This window comes from Polaromonas sp. SP1, assembly GCF_003711205.1.
In the GTDB taxonomy this organism is placed as follows: domain Bacteria; phylum Pseudomonadota; class Gammaproteobacteria; order Burkholderiales; family Burkholderiaceae_C; genus Polaromonas.
Genome location: NZ_CP031013.1, coordinates 1,373,766 through 1,394,172, shown reverse-complemented (window position 1 = coordinate 1,394,172; position 20,407 = coordinate 1,373,766). Strand labels below are relative to the sequence as shown.

Below are 20,407 nucleotides of genomic sequence, written 5' to 3'. Positions count from 1 at the left end.
GCTTTATTTGCCTCCAAACCAGCGCTTGAAGATCCCCGGCTTTTGCGCGTCGATGAAACGCATGGGTTTGTCTTTGTCGCCCAGGAAGCGGTCGACCACGTCTTTGTAGGCCTCCGACACATCGCTGCCCTGCATATGCACCGCCGGCACGCCCTGGTTGGAGGCCTGCAGCACCGATTCGGATTCGGGGATCACGCCGATGAGTTTGATGCGCAGGATGTCCTTGATGTCTTCGAGCGAGAGCATCTGCCCCTGGTCGACGCGGCCGGGGTTGTAGCGGGTGATGAGCAGATGCTCTTTGATCGGGTCACCGCCGTCGATGGCGCGCTTGGTCTTGCTCGACAGCATGCCGAGGATGCGGTCGGAGTCGCGCACCGATGAGACTTCGGGGTTGGTCACCACCAGGGCTTCGTCGGCAAAGTGCATGGCCATCAGCGCGCCGGTTTCAATGCCGGCGGGCGAGTCGCACACGATGTATTCAAAGTCCATCTTGCCCAGGTCTTTGAGCACCTTCTCCACGCCGTCTTTGGTCAGCGCGTCCTTGTCGCGGGTTTGCGAGGCGGCCAGCACAAAGAGGTTGTGGCACTGCTTGTCTTTGATGAGCGCCTGGTTGAGCGTGGCTTCACCCTGGATGACGTTGATGAGGTCATACACGACGCGGCGCTCGCAGCCCATGATGAGGTCCAGGTTGCGCAGGCCCACGTCGAAGTCGATGACGGCGGTTTTATGGCCGCGCAGTGCCAGGCCGGTTGCGAAGCTGGCGCTGGTGGTGGTTTTGCCCACGCCGCCCTTGCCGGAGGTGACCACAATGATTTTTGCCATTCTTGAATTTCCTTGGAGAGCGGGAGAGATGTTTTGCGTGGAGGCGGGAGTAGCCGATGGAAGCAGGGTTGCTGTGTTCATGCGGTCATCACGTTCATGACGAGTTTGTCGCCCTCTTCGCCAGGCACGAGGCGCACTTGCGTGGGCTTGCCTGCCATGCCAGCGGGCAGCGGGTGTTCACTGGTGCGGTACACGCCGGCAATCGACAGCAGCTCCGCTTCGAGTGCCAGCGAGAAGATGCGTGCATCCCCATTGCCGCGCGCGCCGGCCATGGCCTTGCCGCGCAGCGGCGCATACACATGGATGTGCCCGTCGGCAATCACTTCCGCCCCGGCATTGACCATGGCCAGCACCACCAGGTCGCGGCCGCGCGCATACACCTGCTGGCCTGAGCGCAAAGGTTTGTCGATGACCATGGCGCCCTGCGGTGCGGGGGGAGGAACTGCCGGCGTATGGGCGGGCTCAGCAGGCGCGGGCCGCGTGGGCAACAGGTGCGCATCGGGCACGGGCAACAAACCGGCCTGCAGCGCCGCAGCCATTTGCGCCGCGTTGCCGCCTTTCACAGAGAGCGGCACCAGCTGGTAGCTGCCCAGCAGGGTGATGAGGGCGGGGAAGTCGATCTCACCCACCGGCTGTCCGCGCTGCGCGGCGGCCTGCAACGGCGAGAGGTCGATCATCAGCGCGTCCTGGTCAAAGAAGTCGGGGATGTCGCCGAAGCGGGCCTCCAGCTCACGCGCGAGGGCGACGAGGTCAGTGGACTTGAGCAGCAAGGCCACCAGGGGCAGGTTGGCGCTCTTGATTTCGAAGGTGGCGGGAGTGGTGGCCTGTATGGCAACGGTCATGGAGTCATGGGAATAAGGAAGGGGCGGCCGGCGAGGGCTGCGCTGAAGAGAAAAAGGACAGAAGCGATGAAAAGATGGCCGAGGGTAGCCGCCGAATGCGTGCATCGGGCCGCACGCTTTGTCGCACTTGTGAGCGGGTGAAACGCCCGCGCGCCGCGCAAGCGGTAGACAGCGGCACTGATGTGGTGCACACGCGCCGCGGTGAAAAACCGCGCAAGCATTGAATGCACGGGGCCTGCACCCATATGCAAGGCTTCGTACCACGGACTCTTTTCATGAACTTCCTGCCCCTGGCGCTTGTAACCGCGCTGCTCCATGTTTACATTGGCGCACGCCTTGTGCCTGAGCTGGCCGCCTGGCCCACCGGCCAATGGCTGTTGATGGCAGGCCTGGCGCTCTCCGCGCTGCTCATGCCGCTGGGCCTGATGGCCGGGCGTGTGGCCAAACAACCCTTGGCCGACGTGCTGACCTGGATCGGCCTGCTCTTCATGGGCCTCTTCTCATCGATGCTGGTGCTCACGCTGGCGCGCGATGCGGGCCTGCTGCTGCTGTGGCTCGCCGACCTGGCCGCGCCCGGCCACCTGCCCATGGCCTGGCTGCGCACCACCACCGCAGAAGCCGTGCCGCTGCTGGGCATCGTGATCACCGTGCTGGGTTTTCTCAATGCGCGCCGCACCGCCGCCATCGTGAAGGTCGACGTGCCTATCAAGGGCCTGCCGGCCGCGTTTGAAGGCTTTACCCTGGCGCAGATCAGCGACATCCATGTGGGGCCGACGATCAAGGCGGCGTACTTGCAGCGCATCGTCGACAAGGTCAATGCGCAGGGGGCCGACGTGGTGGCCATCACCGGCGACCTGGTCGACGGCAAGGTGAGCGAGCTCGCCGCCCATGTCGCGCCGCTGGCCGGGTTGAAGTCGCGCCACGGCACCTACTTTGTGACGGGCAACCACGAGTACTACTCCGGTGCGCATGCCTGGATTGATGAGCTGCGCCGTTTGGGCCTGACGGTGCTGCTCAACCAGCACGTCGTCATCCGCCCACCGGCAGCCGCGGCGGCGCAAGACAACATGCCGCTGGTGCTGGCCGGTGTCACCGACTACAGCGCCGGCCACTTCGACCCCGCCCACCGCAGCGACCCCGAACAAGCCCTGCGCGGTGCGCCGCTGAATGCCGTGCGTGTGCTGCTGGCCCACCAGCCCCGCAGCGCCGCAGCCGCCGCCAAAGCCGGCTTCGACCTGCAGCTCTCAGGCCACACACACGGCGGGCAGTTCTATCCGTGGAATCTGTTTGTGCGCTTTCAGCAGCCGTTTACGGCGGGCCTGCACAAGCTGCAAAACCTCTGGGTCTACACCAGCCGCGGCACCGGCTACTGGGGCCCGCCGAAACGGTTTGGCGCGCCTTCGGAGATCACAATGTTGAGGTTGGTGGTTGGGTGAGGATTTTGGTGTTTTTGGCCTCCAGCCCAATCACCGCCTTGGCTAAGCGCTCCTGAATTGATAGCGATTTTGCCGGCGCGGCCGGACGGCGCCGCGGCCGGCACGGCTTGCGCAACCCCCGCCACATCGTCTACGCTGCAAGCCATGTCCCAAACCCTGGTCCTGCGCCTGGCGCCGGGCGAAGACCTTCGCGCCGCCCTGGATGCCGCCTTCGCCCAACTGCAGGCGGAGCAAGACGCACAAGCGGCCTGCGTCATCTCTGCAGTGGGCAGCCTCTCACGCGCAGTGCTGCGCTACGCCGCCGAACCCGCCGGCACAGTGCTGGCCGAAGCGCTGGAGCTCATCACGCTCTCAGGCACCTTGAGCCCCGACGGTGCACACCTGCATGCCAGCGTGGCCGATGCGCGGGGCAACATGCGGGGCGGCCATGTGATGCCGGGCTGCATCGTGCGGACGACGGCGGAGATCGTGCTGGCGCCTTTGCCGGGCTGGGCCTTCACCCGGGCGCAGGATGCGCAGACGGGCTTCAAGGAGCTGGTGGTGGGGCGCCTGCCTGTAGGCCCCTCCTGACAGGGGCACAGGCGGCCGGGGCAATGGCCATGACGGGGCGATCGGCCTAAACTGAAGTGCCCAGCCAGCTTGCCGGTCCTGCCCTTAGCCCAGAGCCCAGAGATCTGCCGGGCATGTGTGTGGATGATCCACACACCGCCGGCGCCCGCAACCCAAGGAGGTATGCCATGCAACAACGGACGATTCCAGCCGCCGCCGCGCTGCTGATGCTGACGGCGGTGCCCTGGGCGGCCGCCCAGCCTGAGCCGGACCGCTCGCCCCCCAAGGTGACACCCCAGGTCACCGTGCCGCTGCCCCAGCGGATCAACCGCAACCCGGCTTACCGCGCGCAGTTGCCCGAGGCGCCGTTACCGCCTGCGGACCCGCGCGACTCCAGCGTACGCCCCGTGCTGCCGCCTGGCAGCAGCGACAGCCGGGACACGGTGCTGACCGCGCCTGGGCAAGCCGCGCAGCCGGGCGCAGCGGCCTCCGCGCCTCGCCAGCCTTGAAGGATCAAATCGCAGTTTTGCCCAGCAGACATCAAGGGTTATAGCTATTAAATTGATAGCGAAAGTCTGATCGGCACCTGGGCATGGGCATGGGCCTGGTGCAGGGCCTACAGGGCCTACAGGGCCTAATGCGGGTTGATGCGCGAGAGGTCGTTCAGCCAGTCGCGGTAAGCCTGCTCGTATTCAGGCTGCGGCACGCGCAACAGTGCCGACGGGTGCAGGGTGACAAGCACTTTGCGGCCGTCTTCGCGCTCAAGGATCTGGCCGCGGTTGGCCATGACGGGCACTGCCTTGCCCAGCAGCGAGCGCGCGGCAGTGGCGCCCAGGGCGACCAGCAAAGTGGGCTGCACCATGGCGATTTCGTCTTCCAGCCAGTGTGAGCAGGCGGCGATTTCGCGTTGTGTGGGCGTTTTGTGAATGCGCCGTTTGCCGCGCAACTCATATTTGAAGTGTTTGACGGCATTGGCCACAAACACCTTGTCGCGGGCGATGCCCAACTGGGCGAGGGCGCGGTCCAGCAGCTGGCCGGCGGGGCCGACAAAGGGCTTGCCGGCCAGGTCTTCCTGGTCGCCGGGTTGTTCGCCCACCAGCATGATGCCGGCCTTGCGCGGACCTTCGCCGCAGACGGACTGCGTGGCGTGTTCACCAATGGGGCATTCGCGGCAGCGGTTGGTGGCGCGCTGCAATGCGGCGTGTGAACGCACGACTTCCACGATCCCGGGCTTTGCGGATTCGGCGGATTCTGTGTGGGCTGCATGGCAAGGGGCTTCGTTGGCATGCGCCCCGTCGTTGTCGTCGACGCGAATCAACTGGATCGGCATGGCCGGCGGAATGCGGCGCGCCGGCACGGTGGCCTCCTGCTCGATCATCTGCGTGCTGCGTTGCTGTGCAGCGGCTGCCAGCGGGTAGATGAGTTCGGCCTCGGGCAGGTTCTTCCAGTACTTGCGCGGCATTTCCTTTTGCATCATCTGCATCTTCAGCCGCGCGGGGTTGAAGATGTGCTGGTAATAAGTGAGCCACAGCTGTTCACCGGCGTCGGGCGGCGGCGCATCAGCGGCCGTGCCGCCGGGGCCAAAGCGCAGTTGCCCGCCGTTCCATTCAACGCTGGCCTCGGGCGTGAGGATGGCCCAGCGCATCTGGGCGAACCTGCGGGCAAAGAACGGCGCGACGGCTTCAATGATGTGGTGTTCGGGTTCAAACCAGGCCACATGCAGCGGGCCGATTTCGGGGTTGGACTTGAAGGTGTCGTCGAGTACGGTGCGAAAGCGCACAAAGGCTTTCATCTTGTGCATGTCGCGGCGCACGGCTTGCGCCATCTGGCCGGCCTTGACGCGGTCGGCGTCCAGCGGGTCTTGCCGCAGGCCGGGCTCGTGCACCAGGCGCCAGAGGATGCGGTACAGCAGGCCGAAGCGGTTGGGGTCGCTGTGCAGGATGACTTCTTCGCACAGTTTCATGAAGTCGGGCGGCACGCTGATGGCGGGTGCGTCGCTGAAGGCGGGGTTGTCGTGAAAGGGGCCGCCGGGCGCGCGCGCGTCGGCAAAAAGATCCTGCACCGCCGTGTCGGTGCTGTGCCAGCTGACCTGCTCGGGCAGCATTTGCTGGGCCAGCAGGCTGCGGGCTGCGCGGCGGAAGCCGTCGAGATCAGCCGGGCCTTGCAGCATCACCGGGAGCTGGCTTTGCGGAAAGAGGTCGCTGGTCAGGGGATCGTTCATCACGCCCATACGCTGTGCCTTTCATCTTCAAATCCTGCCTCCCATGGTGCGCGGTGCGGCTGCGAATGCGCTGTAGGCAAAGGTGCCGTATCGGCCGGAGCGATGCGCGCGGGCGGGCCGCTGAAATCAGGAAGCTTTGCGGTGTGCGGTCTCGCGGCGGGCGCAGGCGCAGTGAGTTGCTCTGGCTCATCAAACAGGCCGCGCTGCGCCGGTGCGGGCGAGAGTGATGCGGCCAGATGCGCGGCATCCAGCGTGGCGCCGGGATGGTGGTCAGCCACCAGTACAAAGGGCAAAACTTTCTTGAGCGGCACATGCAGGCGCAGCAGGTCGTCTGCGCGCAACTGGCGCACGCGGCGGGCGGCGAGTATGCGCACGACAGCCTTCACGCCCAAGCCCGGCACGCGCAGCAGCATTTCGCGCGGCGCGCGGTTGAGGTCTACCGGGAACTGCGCGCGGTGCGCCAGCGCCCAGGCAAGCTTGGGGTCGATGTCGAGCGCCAGCATGCCGCTGCTGGTGTCCGTGCCATCCGTTCCGCAGACGGGCGGTGCGACGATTTCGTCGTGCGCAAAACCATAGAAGCGGATCAGCCAGTCGGCCTGGTACAGCCGGTGCTCGCGCATCAGCGGCGGCTGGCGCAGCGGCAGGCTGGACGACGCATCCGGGATAGGGCTGAAGGCCGAGTAATACACGCGCCGCATGCGGTAGGCGCTGTAGAGCAGGGTGCTGGCTTGCAGGATGGTGCGGTCGTTGGCGCTGTCGGCGCCGACGATCATCTGGGTGCTTTGGCCGGCCGGTGCAAAGCGCGGCGCCGCGGCACGGCGAACGGATGAACCTGGCAAGGAGATGACGCTGGTTTTAGCCGCGTCGCGCGCTTCACCACTGGCGTTGTCGATGTGCAGCCGCAGCCGCGCCATGGAGCGTTTGATGGCGGCGCTGTCTTTTTCAGGGGCAAGGGCTTCGAGGCCCTGCACCGTGGGCAGTTCGATGTTGATGCTCAGGCGGTCGGCGTAGCGGCCCGCGCGCGCCAGCAGCTCGGGCGAGGCGTCGGGAATGGTCTTGAGGTGGATGTAGCCGCGAAAGTCGTGCTCTTCGCGCAGCACCCGGGCGACTTCGACCACGCGCTCCATGGTGTAGTCGGGGCTCTGGATGATGCCGGAGGACAGGAAGAGCCCCTCGATGCAGTTGCGGCGGTAAAAAGACAGGGTGAGCTGCACGACTTCATCGACCGAGAAGCGGGCCCGGGGCACGTTGCTGCTGACGCGGTTGACGCAGTAAAGGCAGTCGTAGGTGCAGAAGTTGGTCAGCAGGATTTTCAGCAGCGAGATGCAGCGGCCGTCGGGCGCGTAGCTGTGGCAAATGCCCGAGCCCTCGGTGGAGCCGATGCCTTTGCCGCCCACCGAGTCGCGCTGGCTGGTGCCGCTGGACGCGCAGGAGGCATCGTATTTGGCCGCGTCGGCCAGGATGGCGAGCTTTTGAGTGGTTTCCACTGTATGAATATACAGTGTTTGGCTGGGTTTGGGTATGAAAGTGAGCGCAAGGCCCCTATCAACCTGTGGCTTTAGCGTCTAAAGGACGCCAAAAGGGGCTCTTTCCCCCGGCTGTGAGGCGAAGTGAGGGCGTTAGCCTGTTTGCCGGCGTAACTGCCTGGCCCTGGCTTCCATCACCAGGTAAGCCGCCGCGGCCACGCCCAGCGGCACCAGGTAATAGATCACGCGGTAGGCCACCAGCGCCGCCAGTATTTCGGCTTGCGGCATCAGGTGCGACAGCAGGGCGACAAACACCGCCTCCAGCACGCCCAGCCCGGCGGGGATGTGGGTGATGACACCGGCCACGGCGGCCAGCAGCAGCACGGCGACGACGGCGGGGAACTCGATGCGGTGTTGCAGCAGGATGAAGATGATCGACGACATGATGAGCCAGTTGCCGGCGCCCATCACCAGCTGCAGGGCGGCCAGGCGAAGGGAGGGCAACTCGATCTCATGGCCGCGCAGCCCCAGCGTGCGCCGGCGCGAGAAGGCGCAAATGGCGAGGTAACCCGCGGCAACTGCCAGCAGCACAAAGCCGATCAGGCGCAGGTGCTCGCTGGTGATGGGCCAGCCGGGCGGCAGGGTGGGCGGCCTGAGGGTGAACACCAGGCCGGCCAGCAGCAGGTAACCCATCCAGTTGGTGAGCATGCTGAGCGACATGATGCGCGTGATGGCGCCGGTGCGCAGGCCCAGGCGCGAATAGAGCCGGTAGCGAAAGGCGACGCCGCCCACCAGCGAGCCGAGGTTGAGGTTGAAGGCGTAGCTGACGAAAGTCACCAGCATGACTGTAGGGGTGGGCAGCGTGTGGCCGATGTAGTGCCGGCCCAGCAGGTCAAAGCAGCTGTACAGCGTGAAGCTGGCCAGCGCCAGCATCACGGCGCCCCAGGCGGCGGTGACGGGATAGTCCTCGAGCGAGGTCAGCACCTGGCCCCATTCGATGGTGCGGGCCTGCGACACGAGCAGGGCGGTGACCAGCGCAAAAAAGACGACGGTGACGCCGCGCTTGAGCCAGGCCCACCAGCGTTTTTCGTTGAGAGGCCGCCGGATCGGCCGGTCGGGTACCGGGAGCGGCCCAGCGCCGGGCGCGGGCAGGGTGCGGCTTTGGGCCATCAGGGCCTCACACCGGTTTGGCCTGGCCCACAGCTTCGGAAGATGGCGAAGAAGGCGGCCTGGCGGGGTTGGGCGCCAGTGAGCCGGCGGGCGTCAGGCGCGGTGCGTGCGCCGGCAGCCAGCCGGCCCAGGCGGGGTAGCGGCGCAGCAGGTGAAACACAAAATAGCTGCGCAGCTTGCGCCACCAGGTCGACTCGACCAGGTCTGTGCGGTCAATCTGCTTGCAGCTGTGCTGGATCAGCGCGTCCAGCCGCTCGCTCAGGTGCTGGTTGAAGGCGCGGTCGCGGATGACGACATTGGCCTCGAGGTTGAGCGAGAGGCTGAGCGGGTCCAGGTTGCTGGAGCCCACGGTGGCCCATTCGTCGTCGATCACGGCGACCTTGCCGTGCAGCGGCCGCTCGCAGTATTCGTAAATGCGCACACCCGCGTCGAGCAGGTGGTGGTACAGCATGCTGGCCGCCGTCTTGACGATGGCCATGTCGGGCTCACCCTGCAGGATGAGGCGCACGTCGACGCCGCGCCGCGCCGCACGGCGCATTTCCCGGAGCAGCCGGTAGCCCGGAAAGAAGTAGGCGTTGGCAATCACCACGCGCGTGCGCGCCGTGCGGATGGCAGCGCGGTAGTGGCGCTCGATGTCGTTGGTGTGTTTGCGGTTATCGCGCGTGACAAAGAAGGCGGAAGCCTCTCCGGCCGGCGCGAGCACCTTGTCGCTGCGCCAGGTGCCGGCCATGGTGCGTGCACGGTTGGCAATGCGCTCGCGCAGGCCGGGCGGCGGCTCTGCGCCGGCATTGCGGTGGCCGGCGGCCAGGGCCCTGTGCACAAACGAGTCGATGACGGCGACGATGGGGCCTTCGATCTCGACGGCGTAGTCCTGTTTGGCTTCGGGGCCGAAGTCGGCCAGGTGGTCGGCCGAGTAATTGATGCCGCCGACAAAGGCGCGCTCGCCGTCGACCACCACGATCTTGCGGTGCATGCGGCGAAACAGGTTGGTGCGCCAGCCCCAGAGCCTGGCGCCCGGGTCAAACACATGGATGCGCACGCCGGCGCGGGTGAGGGTGGTGAGGAATTCGGGCGAAAGGTCGGGCGAGCCGTAGCCGTCGATGGTCAGGTCGACCTGCACACCCCGGCGCGCGGCGGCGTGCAGCGCTGCATGCAGCTGCTCGCCCACCTTGTCTTCAAACAGGATGAAGGTTTCGACAATGACTTCGCGCTTGGCGGCGGCGATGGTCTCAAAGACGCGCGGGAAAAATTCCTCGCCGTTTTCGAGAAGACGGAATTGATTGCCGCTGACCCAACGACTCATGATGCCTCCCCTTCAGGGAGCGCGAGAGACATGAAATTTTCCGCCGGGCCGTCCCAAGGAAAATTAGCCCCCTCGGGGGGCAGCGAAGTACACGCAGTGACGAGCGTGGGGGTCATATTTAAAGCTCGATTTCTGCCGCGAGCGGCGCGTGATCTGACAAATGCGACCAGGGCCGCAGCGGGAGCACCACCGGCGCATGGCCGATGGCGTTGCGTACATAGATGCGGTCCAGGCGCAGCAGGGGCATGCGCGCGGGGAAGGTGCGCGCCGCCTTGCCGTTGGCCTGCACAAACACTTCGTGCAACTCGGCGCCTTTTTCAAGCCGGTCGTGGGCACGGTGGCGCCAGTCGTTGAAGTCGCCGGCCACCACCACGGGCGCGTGCGCGGGGATGTCTTTGCGCACCAGCTCGCACAGCATGTCGAGCTGCTTTTCGCGGTGCGACTCCATCAGGCCCAGGTGCACGCAGATGGCGTGCACGTTCACGCTGCGGCCGGGGATCTGCAGCTCGCAGTGCAGCAGGCCGCGGCGCTCGGGGCCGCTGATGGAGACGTCGCGGTTTTCAAACCGCACGATGGGAAATTTGGACAGCACCGCGTTGCCGTGGTGGCCGTTGGTGTACACGGCGTTGCGGCCGTAGGCGAACTGCGGCCAGATGGTGTCGGCCAGGAATTCGTAGTGCGGTGTTTCGGGGTAGTTGTCGAACTTGTCGCCGTGCTTGGCGTGCGTGCCCGTCACCTCCTGCAGGAACACCACGTCGGCGCCCACGGTGCGCACGGCTTCGCGCAGCTCGGGCAGGATGAACTTGCGGTTGAAGAAGGTGAAGCCCTTGTGGATGTTGACCGTGAGCACCTTGAAGGAGAACGAGGACTCGGGGCTGACGGCGGCCAGTGCGGTCTGGGTGTCGGCCTCGACAGCGGCCATGTCGATCTGCGTGCCGGCTTTGGGGCGCGGCACGGGTACGGCGACAGACAGCGCGTCAGGCGCGCTGCGGCGGGTGGCATCTGAGGGCTCTGGAAAAGAAGGCTGCATAAAAAAAGAGGGCAAAAAGTGGCAGGGCGCGGTTGGAAAAAAAGCAGAAGGAACAGGATACGCGCCTGCCGCACACCTGGGTAGGGCTTGCTGCTGCGACCCTGGCGACCCTGGTGTTGACCTTGGCGTTGATTGTGTGGCGGGGGCGTTTGCCCAAGTTGTAGGACAGAAACTTATTTGCACGCCCGGCCCACACGCCTTCTTTTCTTCACATGCAAAGGGTGCGGCGCAACCACAGGCCGCGGGCGCAGTGTCCTACATGGTGCGTCGTGCCTCTCCGGCAAGTGCGATTGTGCTTGCCGCCTAAATTGAAATCAGCCCCGTAATCACATCAGGGCCTGTTATCAAACTCGCCTTAACTTATGAGGCCAACCGAAGGAAATGACACTATGAAGACGACCAACAAACTCTCGATGCGCTCTATTCCCGCTGCTGCGGCCATGGCTGCAGCCCTGCTGCTCGGCGCGCAGGTGCATGCACAGACGAACAACACTACAACGCCGCCCGGCAGCACCAAACCCAACGACCAGGTGCAGGCAGCCCCCAACACCAAAGCCACAGCCCGTGCAGGCGCAGAAGCCGGCAACAGCTCCGGCAACCCTGTGGCTGCCAGCGCCACCATGACCGGCGGCACGACCAACCCCAAGGATGCAGTGTCACCAGCCCCGATGGGCGGCTCTGCCACCAAAGATGCCGACGCACGTACGGCCGCCAAGGCAGAAAAGCGTGAAAAACGCGCTGCCAAGAAGGCTTCCAATCAAGCGGCACGTGACACAGCCGCCACTACGACCGGTGGCGCCATGGCCAAGCCCGACGGTGCTGCTTCCGGCGGCACCAAGTAAGTAGCCGGATTCCCCTGGCCCTGACGGGCCGGGATTGGGACAAGGCAAGCTTGCTGTGTCCCGCCAGGTGAGCGGCCAGATGGCCTGCCATCTTTTTTCAAGGAGACTGATATGTCCAAGTACTTTATTCGCTCGATTCCCGGCGCCGTGGCGCTGACCCTGGCTGCCGCACTGGCTGCTCCCGGCGCTTTTGCGCAGGGTGTCGGTGTCGGTGTTGGCGTAGGCGCGGGTGCAGGCGCAGGCCTGAACAACACCAGCGGTAGCGCCGGTGCCGGCCTGGGCGTGAACCTGGGTGTCAATGCAGGCCAGAACACCAACATCGACGCGGGTGCGCGGGCCAATGCTGCAGCCGCTGCCAATTCGGGCATGCCCGCTAGCGGCAGCCTGAACACAGGCGCCGGCGTGAGCGCTTCCGGCAATGCCGTGGGCAACACCGGCAATGCGGTGGACGGCGCAGTGCGCGGCACAGCCCGTGCGGCCAACCGCACCGGTAACGCGGTGAAGAGCACGGCCAAGCGCACCTACAACGGTGTGAGCAGCACGGCCGGCGGTGTCCAGGGTGGCGTGCAAGGCAGTGTGCAGGGCGGCGCTGCCATCAGCGGCGGCACCAAGTAAGGCTGCATAAGCCGTCAGGGCCGGGCGCGGGGTCATCCCCGCGGCCCGGCTTTTTCATGGGCGCCGTTATTTGGGCCGCGGCGGCACGAGGCCTTTGCCGGGTTGCGACAGCTTGCCGGCGCGCAGCGCTTTGACCGCGGTGGCGACAGCCTTGGCCACGTTACGCACTTCGGCCAGCACGGCCTTGTCGGCGTCCAGCGTGTCGTGGCTGGTGGCATAGGGTTCGTAGTAGCCGATGTAGCGGTCCAGCCGCGCTTTGTTGCCCGCGTCGATGAGGCCCATCCAGTCCAGCCAGTCGGTCAGGCTGCGGCGTGCGCCTTCAATGCCGGCGACATCGCCATGCACCACGACGCCGTAAGCGCGGCCGGCCAGGTGTTTGGGGTAGTCCCAGCCTTTCATCTCCAGCGCTTTGGCTTCGTCCGGCTTTTTGCCGTGGGTGCTCGTCGGGTCGGGGTTGCCGCCGTCTGCGCAGACGAGCCGGTCGATCATGAGCTTGAGCGGGCTGGGTGACTGGTACCAGTACACCGGCGTGAGGATGATGACGCCGTGCGCGGCCGTCCAGCGCTCGTAGATCTCGGCCATCCAGTCGCTGGTCTGCCCCAGCGAATGGTTGGGATAGCAGGTACAGGGCCAGTGGCACAGCGGCATGGCGGTAGACACGCAGCCCTTGCAGGGGTGGATGTGGAGGTGGTAGCTGGAGGTGAGCAGGCTCAGGTCCAGAACGTCGCACACCATGCCCGCGCTTTCGAGCGAGGTTTTGGCGGTGTTCAGCAGGCGCCAGCTTTTGGAGATTTCGCCGGGGCAGGTGCCGTCGTTGCGGGCCGAGCCGCAGATGAGCAGCACGCGTGAGGGCGTGGCGGGTTTCTTCCAGGCGGCTTCGGCCTTCTTCAGCGCGGCGCGTGTGGCGAGCCACTCGGTCGACAGCTCGTAATCGGGGTCGGCAAAGCCTTTGCCGGCCTTGCGTGTGAAGGGCGCCTTGCGGCCTTCCTTGTAGGCCTCCCACGCGAGCTGCTCGACACGGGCCAGGGCCTCGTCTTCGTCACGAAAAGCGGGGTCGACAAAGGATTGCATGAAACGCTCATGGAAAGCGTTGCGCGCGAGGACGGCCGGCGCCTGGCCTTTGCGGACTTTGATCATCAAACCAGTTTAGTGACGCACGGCGGCTTGAACGGGGGGTTTCGACGCCGTCCTACGCGGGCTTCCGGCGCTGTCTGGTGTGGAAGGTTTTTTAAGGAAAAAAGGCCTGTAGCCAAGACGGCACATTGGTCTTTAGCTATAAAAATAGTAGCAAAGACGTTTTTGACCAGCCATGAAAAAGCCCGCAAGGCAACCTTTAGCGGGCTGCGATGCGGGCTGGCGCTGTGTCAGTTCAGCGTGCGTTCAGCAGTGGATCAGCCTTTTTGCGGGGCTGGGCCACCGTGGCCGCGCGGGCCGCCGTGGTGACGGCCGTGCTTTTTGTGCTCGGTGTCAAAGACCTTTTGCTGATCCGGCGTGAGGGCCGCGTAGAAGGTCTTGGTGGCTTCGCCGCGCTTGTCCATCGCCGCGTTCATCTCGGCCATGCGCTGGGTGCGCATTTCCTTCATCTTGTCGATGCGCTGCGGCGTGGTCAGCTTGTCGAACTCGGCGCGCTGCTCAGGCGTGGGACGTGCACCACGTGCGGGCGGCTGCATGGAGGCCGTGTAGCTGGTCCATGCGCCTTCCTGGGCGGGCGTGATCTTGAGCTTGGCTTTGAGGTCGGCCTGGCGCTTGGCGATCCATGCCTGCATCTTGGCCGGATCATGGCGCGCCATGCGGTCACCGTGGTGGCCGGCGGGCTTGCCAGCCGTTGCCGGTGCAGGTGCGGCGGTCGGCGCTGCGGGGGCTTGCGCCATGGCGCTGGCGCCCACGGTGGCCATCAGGCCGGCGAGGACGAGGCTGTTCAGGGAAGCAGTGCGGTTGAATGCGAATTTCATGGAGAACTTCCTTTCAAAGAGAAGATGCCTGAAATCCATTGCCCGTGACATACGGCTTTTGGCTTCAGGTTGAAAGCAAGTGTGCGGGGCGCCTGTTTCGCAGCCGTTGACGCCTGATGAGGGTTTGTAAAGATTATTTAACGTTCACCCCTGTTGGCGCTCACTGCGTGTAGCGCCCTCTCCCCTTGCAGGGGACGGGGCCTGCGGCCTGGCGAAGCCAGTTCCGCGGCTCCCCACTGGCTTGGTCGACTTCTTGACCTTGGTCATTTGCTATAGGCGCCTTGCCTGCCTACAATGGCCCCAGCTTGTCGGGGTGCCAAGGATGTTTCCGTAAGGAGGCTTTCGAGGCTGAGATCGCAGTATGCGAGACCCGCTGAACCTGATCGGGATTATCCCCGCGTAGGGAACAACGCAATTGGCTCCGGAACTTTCGCAGCGGCACTCCATGTGCCACCGATGGACCCCCGGCTCCCCAGCAGGCACCCCACCTCCTGGAGAACCACATGGCCAAAACCCGACTCACCGTTGACACCCAAGACCTCACCAGTCGCATCACGCGCGCGCCTTTTCCGGGCTCCGCAAAAATCTATATCGAAGGCTCGCGCCCCGACATCCGCGTGCCTTTTCGTGAAGTCACGCTGACGGACACGCTGGTGCACGAAGGCGCCGGTGAGCCGCGCCGCGAGGCCAACCCGCCGCTGCGTTTGTATGACGCTTCGGGCGTGTACACCGACCCGGCTTCGCCCATCGACATCACGCGCGGCCTGCCGCCATTGCGCGGCGCCTGGATCAACGAGCGCCAGGACACCGAAGCCCTGCCCGGCATCAGCAGCGCCTACGGCCGCGAACGCCTGAACGACCCGGCCCTGGCCGCGCTGCGCATGGCGCATGCGCCCGTGCCGCGCCGTGCCAAGGCGGGCGCCAATGTGTCGCAGATGCATTACGCGCGCAAAGGCATCATCACCCCCGAGATGGAATACATCGCGGTACGTGAAAACCTGGTGCGCGCCCAGCTGGCCGAGCGCCTGGCCACCGAACGCATGCCGAAAAAAGGGCATTCCTTCAACGCCGCGATCCCGGAGCAGATCACCGCCGAATTTGTGCGCGACGAAGTGGCACGCGGCCGCGCCGTCATCCCGAACAACATCAACCACCCCGAGAGCGAGCCGATGATCATCGGCCGCAACTTCCTGATCAAGGTCAATGCCAACATCGGCAATTCGGCGGTCACCTCAAGCATCGAGGAAGAAGTCGACAAGCTGGTCTGGTCGATCCGCTGGGGCGCCGACACCGTGATGGACTTGTCGACCGGCGAGAACATCCATGAGACGCGTGAATGGATCTTGCGCAACTCGCCGGTGCCCATCGGCACGGTGCCGATTTACCAGGCGCTCGAGAAAGTGAACGGCAAGGCTGAAGACCTGACCTGGGAAATCTTCCGCGACACGCTGATCGAGCAGGCTGAGCAAGGCGTGGATTACTTCACCATCCACGCCGGTGTGCGCCTGGCCTATGTGCCGCTCACCGCGAATCGCCTGACGGGCATCGTCTCGCGCGGCGGCTCCATCATGGCCAAGTGGTGTTTGTCGCACCACAAGGAAAGCTTTTTGTACGAGCGCTTTGACGAGATCTGCGAAATCATGAAGGCGTATGACGTGTGCTTCTCGCTGGGCGACGGCCTGCGCCCCGGCTCGATTGCCGATGCGAACGACGAAGCGCAGTTTGCCGAGCTGCACACGCTGGGCGAGCTCACGCAGATCGCCTGGAAGCACGACGTGCAGGTGATGATCGAAGGCCCCGGCCATGTGCCGCTGCAGCTGGTGAAGGAAAACGTCGACAAGCAGCTCGAGGCCTGCTTTGAAGCGCCCTTCTACACGCTGGGCCCGCTGATCACCGACATCTCGCCGGGCTACGACCACATCTCTTCGGCCATGGGTGCGGCCAACATCGGCTGGTACGGCACGGCCATGCTGTGCTACGTGACGCCCAAGGAGCACCTGGGCCTGCCCAACCGCGACGACGTGAAGCAGGGCCTGATCGCCTACAAGATCGCCGCGCATGCGGGCGACCTGGCCAAGGGTTACCCGGGCGCGCAGATGTGGGACAACGCGGTCTCCAAGGCGCGCTTTGAGTTCCGCTGGGAAGACCAGTTCCGCCTGGCGATCGACCCCGACACGGCGATGGCCTACCACGACGAGACGCTGCCCAAAGAGAATGCCAAGGTGGCGCATTTCTGCTCGATGTGCGGGCCGAAGTTCTGCTCGATGAAAATCTCGCAGGAGGTGCGCGAGTTTGCGCGGCTGAACCCGGCCACGACGACGCTGGCGCCGGCTGCCACGACAATCCCCATCAAGCAGATCGCCACCGGCTTTGAAGAAAAGGCCAAAGAGTTCCGGGAAGGCGGGAGCGAGATTTATTCTTGACCCCCGCCGTTCACCCTGAGCCTGTCGAAGGGCGGCTCTGCGGTGGCAGACTTCGACAAGCTCAGTCCGAACGGTTTGGTTTTACTTTAGCTACATACGATTCATGACCACTCTCCACATAGGCATCGCAGGCGCAGGCCTGGCTGGCCGTACGCTGGCCTGGCGCCTGCTGCGTGCCGGCTGCCGCGTGAGCCTGTTTGACGCGCGCCGCCGGGACGACGTGGCCACGGCCTCAATGACGGCGGCGGCCATGCTGTCGCCGCTGGCGGAGCTGGCGGTGTCGGACGAGGCGGTGTTTGCAATGGGCCAGCGCTCGATGCAGCTGTGGCCTCAGTGGATTGCCGAGCTGGCCGCTGAAGGCTTGCCGGTGTACTTTCGCCGCGAAGGAACGCTGGTGGTGGCGCATGCGCCTGACCAGAGTTCCCTGGCGCACTTCACCGGCCTTCTGCTGCACAAGCTGCCCGAGGCCGTGCGTGCGCAGGTTCACACGCTGGACGCAAGCGCACTGCGCCTGGCCGAGCCGGCGCTGGCGGGGCGCTTTGGCGGCGGACTGCTGCTGGACGGTGAAGGCCAGCTGGCCAACGACCAGTGGATGGCCGCGCTGGCGGTGGAGATCGACCGGCTGGGTGGTGCGTGGATGGAAGGCTGCACCATGGACGCCGTGGAGGACGGCCGCATCGTGTGCGCGGGCCGGAGCTACGCAATGGACATCACCGTGGATGCGCGTGGCGTGGGTGCCAAAGCGAGCTGGCCGCAGCTGCGCGGCGTGCGCGGTGAGGTGCTGACGGTGGAATGCGCGGGCGTGACCTTGCAGCGCCCGGTGCGCCTGATGCACCCGCGCTACCAGCTGTATGTGGCGCCGCGGCCCGGCAACCGTTTTGTGGTGGGCGCGACCGAGCTGGAGTCGGAAGACACCGGGCCGGTGACGCTGCGATCTACTTTGGAACTGGGCAGCGCGCTGCACAGCCTGCACCCGGCGTTTGGCGAGGCGCGTGTGCTGCGCCTGGCAGCCGCTTTGCGCCCGGCGCTGGACGATCACCGCCCCACGGTGGAGCAGCGCCACGGCGTGTGGCATATCAATGGGCTGTACCGGCACGGCTACCTGTGCGCGCCGGCGCTGGTCGATGGGCTGGTGCACCAGTTGACGGGAAGCACGGCCGCGATGAAAGAGGAAAGAGTGACATGACGACATCACAACAAGCGATAAGGGTTTCGCTGAACGGCGAGGCGATTGAAACCGAGGCGCCGACTTTGCAAGCGCTGCTTCTGGCGCGTGGCTACGAGTTGAAGGGCGCATTTGCTTGCGCGATCAACAAAGCCTTTGTGCCGCGGCCGCAATGGCCCGAGCGAACCCTGCAGAGCGGCGACCGAATCGACATAGTCACACCCATTACGGGAGGCTGAATGGACACACCTGCTGCATCTTCCATCGCCCACGGCCAACCCTGGACCGTCGCCGGCACCACCATCTCGAGCCGTTTCTTTCTCGGCACCTCGCACTACCCCTCGCCGCAAGTGATGAGCGACGCAGTGCGCGCCAGCGGCACCGAGGTGCTGACGGTGGGCCTGCGCCGCCTGCAGCCTGAAAGCGGCGGCGGCAACAGTTTCTGGCAGCGCATCCAGGCGCTGGGCTGCCACATACTGCCCAACACGGCGGGTTGCCACAGCGCTGAAGAAGCCATCACGCTGGCGCAGATGGCGCGCGAGATTTTCGGCACGACCTGGATCAAGCTGGAAGTGGTGGGCGACGACTACACACTGCAGCCCGACACGCACGGCACGGTGCATGCGGCCACGGTGCTGGCCAAAGAGGGCTTTGCCGTGTTTGCCTATACGACGGACGACCTGGTGATCGCCCAGCGCCTGCGCGATGCGGGCTGTGCGGCGGTGATGCCCTGGGCCGCGCCCATTGGCACCGGCCGCGGGCCGCTGAATCCTTTTGCGCTGGAAACCATGCGCCGCCGCCTGCCCGACACGGTGCTGGTGGTGGACGCGGGCCTGGGCCGGCCCTCGCATGCGGCGGCGGTGATGGAACTGGGCTTTGACGCCGTGCTGCTGAACACCGCGGTGGCGCAAGCGGGTGACCCGGTCCGCATGGCGCGCGCTTTTGCCGACGGCGTGGCGGCGGGCCGGGCGGCGTATGAGTCCACGCCCATGCCTGAGCGTGCGGCAGCGCAAGCTTCGACACCGACAGTCGGCGTTCCTTTCTGGCACGCACCTTAAAAAAGACCACCATGACGACAGACGCATTCGCACCACTCACCAGCCCCATCGGCTTTTACCCCGTCGTGCCTGACGCCGCCTGGGTGCGGCGCCTGCTGGGCTGGGGCGTGCGCACTATCCAGTTGCGCATCAAGGCGGCGGACCACGACGCGGAAGAAATCGCGTGGGAAGTCCGCACCGCGATTGAAGCCGGGCGTGAAGTGCCGGGCGCGCAAGTCTTCATCAACGACCACTGGCAACTGGCGCTGCAGCACGGCGCGTACGGCGTACACCTGGGCCAGGAAGACCTGGACACGGCCGACATCGCCGCGCTGCGCGATGCGGGCATACGCCTGGGCCTGAGCACCCACACACCGGCCGAGCTGGCGCGCGCCAAGGCCGTGCAGCCGTCTTACCTGGCGATAGGCCCGGTCTACCCGACGACGCTCAAGGTCATGCCTTATGAGCCGGTGGGGCTGGAGCGCCTGAAAGTTTGGGCCCAGGACGCGGCGCCTTACCCTGTGGTGGCGATTGGCGGGATCTCGCTGGCGTTGATGCCCGGCGTGATCGCTTGCGGTGTGGATGGCGTGGCAGTCGTTAGCGCGGTGACGCTGGCTCAAGACCCGGCGCAGGCGGCGCGGCAGGGCAGCGCGATGTTTTCGCGCTAACGGATCTCAAGGCGAAAGCCGGGCCCATTGTTCGGCCCAGCAGCAGCTGTGATTGAAACCCTGAACGTCGAGGAGCTCGACCGGGGCCGGGTCTCTGGAAGCAACAGGGCGGCCCGCAAAGCGGTCGGCAAAAGCCTGTACCGCCGCCCTGCCGGCAATGCGGTCTTCACTGCCGGTGAAATGGATTTGCCGCAGGCCCTGCAGGCGGGCCCATTCGTCCATCGGATTGAGCGAACCCTCCAGCGCCGAAATGCGGTGCGCGCGTGTCCAGGCCTGGTGGTCCAGCACGGCGGCCACGGTCACCAGCAGCGACACATCCTGGCGCCGCGCGGCCAGCAGTGCGGCGACCGTGCCGCCACCCGAATACCCCACCAGCACAAGCCGCTCGGCGTCGAACATTTTTTTGAGCCTGGAAACGCCTTCGTCCATGGCGGCAATGATTTCCGGTGAGTAGCGGGCCTGTGTCCAGTGGCCGGTGCGGCAGCGGCCTTCGGTGATCGAGGGGTCGAACTGGCAGGGGCGGGCCAGGTAGGCGCTGGTGCGCAAGCGCTCGGCCAGCGCCATGCGCAGGGCCACCGGGTCGCGCGGCGTCGGGTCGGCCGACGGCGTGCGCGGGTCCACCCAGGCAAAACCGTCGCCTTCAATAAACACGGCCAGCTCGGCGGTGGGCTTGGGCTTGGGGTGCAGGGCCAGCAGCTGAAAACCTGAGGCCGGGATGCGGCTGGCCTGCCAGCCTGCGGGCGCCGCCAGCGCCAGCGCAGATTGCAACCGCGCCTCGGGGCTGGTCGTGGCGCAGCCTGCGAGGGTGGCCAGCACCACGAGGCCCGCAGAAAGCAGGGCTGTCATGGCAAGGCGCGGCTTCATGT

At 65.6% G+C, this 20,407-nt stretch carries 20 protein-coding genes and 1 riboswitch; of the genes, 10 read left to right on the top strand and 10 right to left on the bottom strand.

All coding sequences use genetic code 11. The features are described 5' to 3' along the window. Nucleotides 1-3 precede the first annotated feature (3 nt). Nucleotides 4-822: a septum site-determining protein MinD gene (gene minD / locus DT070_RS06705; protein WP_122954690.1), complete on the bottom strand. Its 819-nt coding sequence runs from the start codon at nt 820-822 to the stop codon at nt 4-6. Between the two features lie 77 nt (nt 823-899). Next, nucleotides 900-1,664: a septum site-determining protein MinC gene (gene minC, locus DT070_RS06700; RefSeq protein WP_122954689.1), complete on the bottom strand. Its 765-nt coding sequence runs from the start codon at nt 1,662-1,664 to the stop codon at nt 900-902. A gap of 275 nt (nt 1,665-1,939) precedes the next feature. Here minC and DT070_RS06690 point away from each other — a divergent pair, with 275 nt between their 5' ends. The 3 genes from DT070_RS06690 to DT070_RS06680 all read left to right on the top strand — a co-directional run bounded on the left by DT070_RS06690 (nt 1,940) and on the right by DT070_RS06680 (nt 4,158). Then, nucleotides 1,940-3,100 carry a metallophosphoesterase gene (locus DT070_RS06690; protein ID WP_122954687.1) on the top strand — a complete coding sequence of 387 codons (1,161 nt, stop codon included), beginning with the start codon at nt 1,940-1,942 and terminating at the stop codon, nt 3,098-3,100. 144 nt (nt 3,101-3,244) lie between these two features. Further along, nucleotides 3,245-3,670 (top strand): PPC domain-containing DNA-binding protein, encoded by a 426-nt coding sequence (locus tag DT070_RS06685; RefSeq protein WP_122957291.1) that lies wholly within the window; start codon nt 3,245-3,247, stop codon nt 3,668-3,670. 167 nt (nt 3,671-3,837) lie between these two features. Then, nucleotides 3,838-4,158, top strand: coding sequence for a hypothetical protein (locus DT070_RS06680; RefSeq protein ID WP_122954686.1), 321 nt, complete (start codon nt 3,838-3,840; stop codon nt 4,156-4,158). A 125-nt stretch (nt 4,159-4,283) separates the two neighbouring features. Here the strand turns inward: DT070_RS06680 and DT070_RS06675 are convergent, their stop codons facing one another. The 5 genes from DT070_RS06675 to DT070_RS06655 all read right to left on the bottom strand — a co-directional run bounded on the left by DT070_RS06675 (nt 4,284) and on the right by DT070_RS06655 (nt 10,731). Then, on the bottom strand, nt 4,284-5,870 hold the full coding sequence (locus DT070_RS06675) for a UdgX family uracil-DNA binding protein (protein WP_228778552.1): 1,587 nt from the start codon (nt 5,868-5,870) through the stop codon (nt 4,284-4,286). Further along, nucleotides 5,870-7,357 carry a putative DNA modification/repair radical SAM protein gene (locus DT070_RS06670; protein ID WP_122954685.1) on the bottom strand — a complete coding sequence of 496 codons (1,488 nt, stop codon included), beginning with the start codon at nt 7,355-7,357 and terminating at the stop codon, nt 5,870-5,872. The genes DT070_RS06675 and DT070_RS06670 overlap by 1 nt, the downstream gene beginning before the upstream one ends. Before the next feature lie 132 nt (nt 7,358-7,489). Beyond that, on the bottom strand, nt 7,490-8,506 hold the full coding sequence (locus tag DT070_RS06665) for a lysylphosphatidylglycerol synthase domain-containing protein (RefSeq protein WP_122954684.1): 1,017 nt from the start codon (nt 8,504-8,506) through the stop codon (nt 7,490-7,492). A 7-nt stretch (nt 8,507-8,513) separates the two neighbouring features. After that, nucleotides 8,514-9,809 carry a cardiolipin synthase ClsB gene (gene clsB / locus DT070_RS06660; protein ID WP_122954683.1) on the bottom strand — a complete coding sequence of 432 codons (1,296 nt, stop codon included), beginning with the start codon at nt 9,807-9,809 and terminating at the stop codon, nt 8,514-8,516. A 118-nt stretch (nt 9,810-9,927) separates the two neighbouring features. Continuing rightward, nucleotides 9,928-10,731 (bottom strand): endonuclease/exonuclease/phosphatase family protein, encoded by an 804-nt coding sequence (locus DT070_RS06655; protein WP_122957289.1) that lies wholly within the window; start codon nt 10,729-10,731, stop codon nt 9,928-9,930. Between the two features lie 497 nt (nt 10,732-11,228). On the opposite strand from DT070_RS06655, the gene DT070_RS06650 reads away from it, so the two are divergent. Continuing rightward, a complete protein-coding gene (locus tag DT070_RS06650; RefSeq protein WP_122954682.1) occupies nt 11,229-11,681 on the top strand; it encodes a hypothetical protein in 453 nt (150 codons plus the stop codon). 111 nt (nt 11,682-11,792) lie between these two features. Then, a complete protein-coding gene (locus DT070_RS21270; protein WP_153976262.1) occupies nt 11,793-12,296 on the top strand; it encodes a hypothetical protein in 504 nt (167 codons plus the stop codon). 66 nt (nt 12,297-12,362) lie between these two features. Here the strand turns inward: DT070_RS21270 and DT070_RS06635 are convergent, their stop codons facing one another. Continuing rightward, nucleotides 12,363-13,433: a flavodoxin family protein gene (locus tag DT070_RS06635; RefSeq protein ID WP_122954680.1), complete on the bottom strand. Its 1,071-nt coding sequence runs from the start codon at nt 13,431-13,433 to the stop codon at nt 12,363-12,365. A 254-nt stretch (nt 13,434-13,687) separates the two neighbouring features. Next, on the bottom strand, nt 13,688-14,248 hold the full coding sequence (locus tag DT070_RS06630) for a Spy/CpxP family protein refolding chaperone (protein WP_122954679.1): 561 nt from the start codon (nt 14,246-14,248) through the stop codon (nt 13,688-13,690). Nucleotides 14,249-14,547: 299 nt separating this feature from the next. After that, nucleotides 14,548-14,671: riboswitch (TPP riboswitch) on the top strand. Between the two features lie 80 nt (nt 14,672-14,751). Here DT070_RS06630 and thiC point away from each other — a divergent pair. The 5 genes from thiC to thiE all read left to right on the top strand — a co-directional run bounded on the left by thiC (nt 14,752) and on the right by thiE (nt 19,541). Further along, the gene (gene thiC / locus DT070_RS06625; RefSeq protein WP_122954678.1) at nt 14,752-16,671 is read left to right on the top strand and encodes a phosphomethylpyrimidine synthase ThiC; all 1,920 of its coding nucleotides are present in this window, start codon (nt 14,752-14,754) and stop codon (nt 16,669-16,671) included. 103 nt (nt 16,672-16,774) lie between these two features. After that, nucleotides 16,775-17,857 (top strand): glycine oxidase ThiO, encoded by a 1,083-nt coding sequence (thiO, locus tag DT070_RS06620; protein ID WP_122954677.1) that lies wholly within the window; start codon nt 16,775-16,777, stop codon nt 17,855-17,857. After that, the gene (gene thiS, locus DT070_RS06615; RefSeq protein WP_122954676.1) at nt 17,854-18,075 is read left to right on the top strand and encodes a sulfur carrier protein ThiS; all 222 of its coding nucleotides are present in this window, start codon (nt 17,854-17,856) and stop codon (nt 18,073-18,075) included. The genes thiO and thiS overlap by 4 nt, the downstream gene beginning before the upstream one ends. After that, entirely contained in the window at nt 18,076-18,894 is an 819-nt protein-coding gene (locus tag DT070_RS06610; RefSeq protein WP_122954675.1) for a thiazole synthase, read from the top strand. Between the two features lie 11 nt (nt 18,895-18,905). Beyond that, nucleotides 18,906-19,541, top strand: a complete 636-nt coding sequence (gene thiE / locus DT070_RS06605; RefSeq protein ID WP_122954674.1) for a thiamine phosphate synthase — start codon at nt 18,906-18,908, stop codon at nt 19,539-19,541. A 6-nt stretch (nt 19,542-19,547) separates the two neighbouring features. Here the strand turns inward: thiE and DT070_RS06600 are convergent, their stop codons facing one another. Beyond that, nucleotides 19,548-20,405: an alpha/beta fold hydrolase gene (locus DT070_RS06600; RefSeq protein ID WP_122954673.1), complete on the bottom strand. Its 858-nt coding sequence runs from the start codon at nt 20,403-20,405 to the stop codon at nt 19,548-19,550. Nucleotides 20,406-20,407 lie beyond the last annotated feature (2 nt).

What these genes read in the sequence shown, in the direction of transcription:
- minD (WP_122954690.1), bottom strand. Translation starts at nt 822, where the DNA reads ATGGCAAAAATCATTGTGGTCACCTCCGGCAAGGGCGGCGTGGGCAAA.
- minC (WP_122954689.1), bottom strand. Translation starts at nt 1,664, where the DNA reads ATGACCGTTGCCATACAGGCCACCACTCCCGCCACCTTCGAAATCAAG.
- DT070_RS06690 (WP_122954687.1), top strand. Translation starts at nt 1,940, where the DNA reads ATGAACTTCCTGCCCCTGGCGCTTGTAACCGCGCTGCTCCATGTTTAC.
- DT070_RS06685 (WP_122957291.1), top strand. Translation starts at nt 3,245, where the DNA reads ATGTCCCAAACCCTGGTCCTGCGCCTGGCGCCGGGCGAAGACCTTCGC.
- DT070_RS06680 (WP_122954686.1), top strand. Translation starts at nt 3,838, where the DNA reads ATGCAACAACGGACGATTCCAGCCGCCGCCGCGCTGCTGATGCTGACG.
- DT070_RS06675 (WP_228778552.1), bottom strand. Translation starts at nt 5,870, where the DNA reads ATGAACGATCCCCTGACCAGCGACCTCTTTCCGCAAAGCCAGCTCCCG.
- DT070_RS06665 (WP_122954684.1), bottom strand. Translation starts at nt 8,506, where the DNA reads ATGGCCCAAAGCCGCACCCTGCCCGCGCCCGGCGCTGGGCCGCTCCCG.
- clsB (WP_122954683.1), bottom strand. Translation starts at nt 9,809, where the DNA reads ATGAGTCGTTGGGTCAGCGGCAATCAATTCCGTCTTCTCGAAAACGGC.
- DT070_RS06655 (WP_122957289.1), bottom strand. Translation starts at nt 10,731, where the DNA reads ATGGCCGCTGTCGAGGCCGACACCCAGACCGCACTGGCCGCCGTCAGC.
- DT070_RS06650 (WP_122954682.1), top strand. Translation starts at nt 11,229, where the DNA reads ATGAAGACGACCAACAAACTCTCGATGCGCTCTATTCCCGCTGCTGCG.
- DT070_RS21270 (WP_153976262.1), top strand. Translation starts at nt 11,793, where the DNA reads ATGTCCAAGTACTTTATTCGCTCGATTCCCGGCGCCGTGGCGCTGACC.
- DT070_RS06635 (WP_122954680.1), bottom strand. Translation starts at nt 13,433, where the DNA reads ATGATCAAAGTCCGCAAAGGCCAGGCGCCGGCCGTCCTCGCGCGCAAC.
- DT070_RS06630 (WP_122954679.1), bottom strand. Translation starts at nt 14,248, where the DNA reads ATGAAATTCGCATTCAACCGCACTGCTTCCCTGAACAGCCTCGTCCTC.
- thiC (WP_122954678.1), top strand. Translation starts at nt 14,752, where the DNA reads ATGGCCAAAACCCGACTCACCGTTGACACCCAAGACCTCACCAGTCGC.
- thiO (WP_122954677.1), top strand. Translation starts at nt 16,775, where the DNA reads ATGACCACTCTCCACATAGGCATCGCAGGCGCAGGCCTGGCTGGCCGT.
- thiS (WP_122954676.1), top strand. Translation starts at nt 17,854, where the DNA reads ATGACGACATCACAACAAGCGATAAGGGTTTCGCTGAACGGCGAGGCG.
- DT070_RS06610 (WP_122954675.1), top strand. Translation starts at nt 18,076, where the DNA reads ATGGACACACCTGCTGCATCTTCCATCGCCCACGGCCAACCCTGGACC.
- thiE (WP_122954674.1), top strand. Translation starts at nt 18,906, where the DNA reads ATGACGACAGACGCATTCGCACCACTCACCAGCCCCATCGGCTTTTAC.
- DT070_RS06600 (WP_122954673.1), bottom strand. Translation starts at nt 20,405, where the DNA reads ATGAAGCCGCGCCTTGCCATGACAGCCCTGCTTTCTGCGGGCCTCGTG.